The sequence below is a fragment of the Nonomuraea aridisoli genome (assembly GCF_003236395.1).
GTDB classification, from domain to species: Bacteria; Actinomycetota; Actinomycetes; order Streptosporangiales; family Streptosporangiaceae; genus Nonomuraea; species Nonomuraea aridisoli.
Genome location: NZ_POUD01000528.1, coordinates 1 through 2,048, shown reverse-complemented (window position 1 = coordinate 2,048; position 2,048 = coordinate 1). Strand labels below are relative to the sequence as shown.

The 2,048-nt window shown below is 74.0% G+C and carries 2 protein-coding genes; one reads left to right on the top strand and one right to left on the bottom strand.

Annotation, left to right across the window (positions count from 1 at the left end; translation table 11 throughout):
• Positions 1 to 156: 156 nt before the first annotated feature.
• Positions 157 to 1,116 carry a methylmalonyl Co-A mutase-associated GTPase MeaB gene (meaB, locus tag C1J01_RS47800; RefSeq protein ID WP_111185758.1) on the bottom strand — a complete coding sequence of 320 codons (960 nt, stop codon included), beginning with the start codon at positions 1,114 to 1,116 and terminating at the stop codon, positions 157 to 159.
• Positions 1,117 to 1,227: 111 nt separating this feature from the next.
• Here meaB and C1J01_RS47795 point away from each other — a divergent pair.
• Positions 1,228 to 2,048: serine/threonine-protein kinase (locus tag C1J01_RS47795; RefSeq protein WP_146616035.1), on the top strand; the 821-nt coding region annotated here is incomplete at its 3' end.

The following is a 2,048-nucleotide window of genomic DNA, read 5'->3' as shown; positions in this document are numbered from 1 at the left end:
CGCCAGAGGCGGCTCCGAGGGCGGGGGTGGGGATGTTCCACCCCTGGGGGAGGTATCTGCACCGCGAGGGTTCCGATGCTGTCCCCGGCGTCGCGGCGCCCGATTCGAGACAGACCGTAACACCTTGTATACGCAGTGTGCTTTCCCCGGAACGCTTCAGGGGCGCTTGAAGGCGGACAGGATGCGGTCGGCGGCGAGGGCGGGGGTCAGCTCGCCCGCCAGGACCTCCCGCTCCACCGTCCCGGCGATCTCCGTGACCCTGGGGTCGTGGCGCAGCTCGGCCAGCAGCCGGTCGCGGACCAGCGTCCACGTCCAGCCGACCTGCTGGGCGCGGCGCTTGGCGGCCACGTCGAGGGCGTCCTGGTGGGCCAGCACGTGCCGCCAGACGTCCTCCAGGCCCTCCCCCGTCAGCCCGCTGCAGGTGAGCACGGGCGGCGGGACGCTGTCGGAGCGCAGCATGCGCAGCGCGCCGGCCAGCTCGCGGGCGGCCTTTTTGGCCGGGAGCGCGTACTCGCCGTCGGCCTTGTTGACCGCGATGACGTCGGCCAGCTCCAGCACGCCCTTCTTGATGCCCTGCAGCTGGTCGCCGGTGCGCGCCAGGGTGAGCAGCAGGAACGTGTCGACCATGTCGGCCACCGCGGTCTCCGACTGCCCCACGCCCACGGTCTCGACCAGCACGACGTCGAAGCCGGCCGCCTCCACCACGACCATGGCCTCCCTGGTGGCCTTGGTGACGCCGCCGAGCGTGCCGGAGGTCGGCGAGGGCCTGATGAACGCCGCCGGGTCGGCCGACAGCCGCGCCATGCGGGTCTTGTCGCCGAGGATGCTGCCGCCCGTCCTGGTGGAGGACGGGTCCACGGCCAGCACGGCCACCTTGTGGCCGCGCCCGGTCAGCAGCGTGCCGAGCGCGTCGATGATCGTGGACTTGCCGACCCCCGGCACGCCCGAGATGCCGACCCTGCGGGCGCGGCCGGCCAGCGGGGTGAGCTCGACGAGCAGCCGCTGCGCGAGAGCCATGTGGTCGTGCCGGGTCGACTCGACCAGCGTGATGGCGCGGGCGATCCACGTACGCGAGCCGGCCCGGACGCCCTGGGCGTAGTCCTCCAGCGAATGCACTCTTCCACCCCTTTCTTCCGCGTTGATCAGCTTAACTTCTGACAAGTCTTGACATTTGCCAGTAGGGTGCTGGAGTTCTGGATCTCAGCCGTCACAGGAGTCACTCCCCTCATGCCCAATGTCGAACCCCTGCGCGAGGGCGATCCGGCGGCGGTGGGGCCGTACCGGCTGGCCGGGCGGCTCGGCTCGGGCGGGCACGGGGTCGTCTACCTCGGCCGCGCGCACACCGGGACACCCGTCGCGGTCAAGGTGCTGCACGAGGGGCTCGCCGCGAGTGACCGGCTGGCCGCGGACATCGCGGCGGCGAGCCGGGTGGAGCCGTACTGCCTGGCGCGGGTGCTGGACGCCTCGGCGGGCGGGCGGCCGTACATCGTCTCCGAGTACGTGGACGGGCCGTCGCTGCGGGAGCAGGCGCCGCTGGGCGGGCCGGAGCTGCGGGAGCTGGCCGTGGGGACCGCGACCGCGCTGGACGCGATCCACCGGGCCGGCGTCGTGCACGGCGACCTCACGCCGTCGAACGTGCTGCTCGGGCCGGAAGGGCCGCGGGTGGTGGACTTCGGCCTCGCCGGGGCGCTGGGGCCGGGCATGAAGGCGACCAGCAGCATCGTGGGCACGCCCGCGTACCTGGCGCCCGAGCGGCTGTCCGGGCAGGCGGCGCAGGCGCCGGCGGACGTGTTCTCGTGGGCGGCGGTGCTGGTGTTCGCGGCGACCGGGGTGCCGCCGTTCGGCGACGACGCGCTGCCGGCCGTGATCCACCGCATCCTGCACGAGGAGCCGCGCCTCGGCGACCTGCCGCGCGCGCTGCGCGAGGTCGTGGCCGCCTGCCTCGCCAAGGACCCGGCGACCCGGCCCGGGATGCGCGACGTCCTGCGCCGGGTGTCGGCGCCCGCGCCGCGTCCCGCCCCGCCGCCCGCGTTCGACTGGGAGCACAC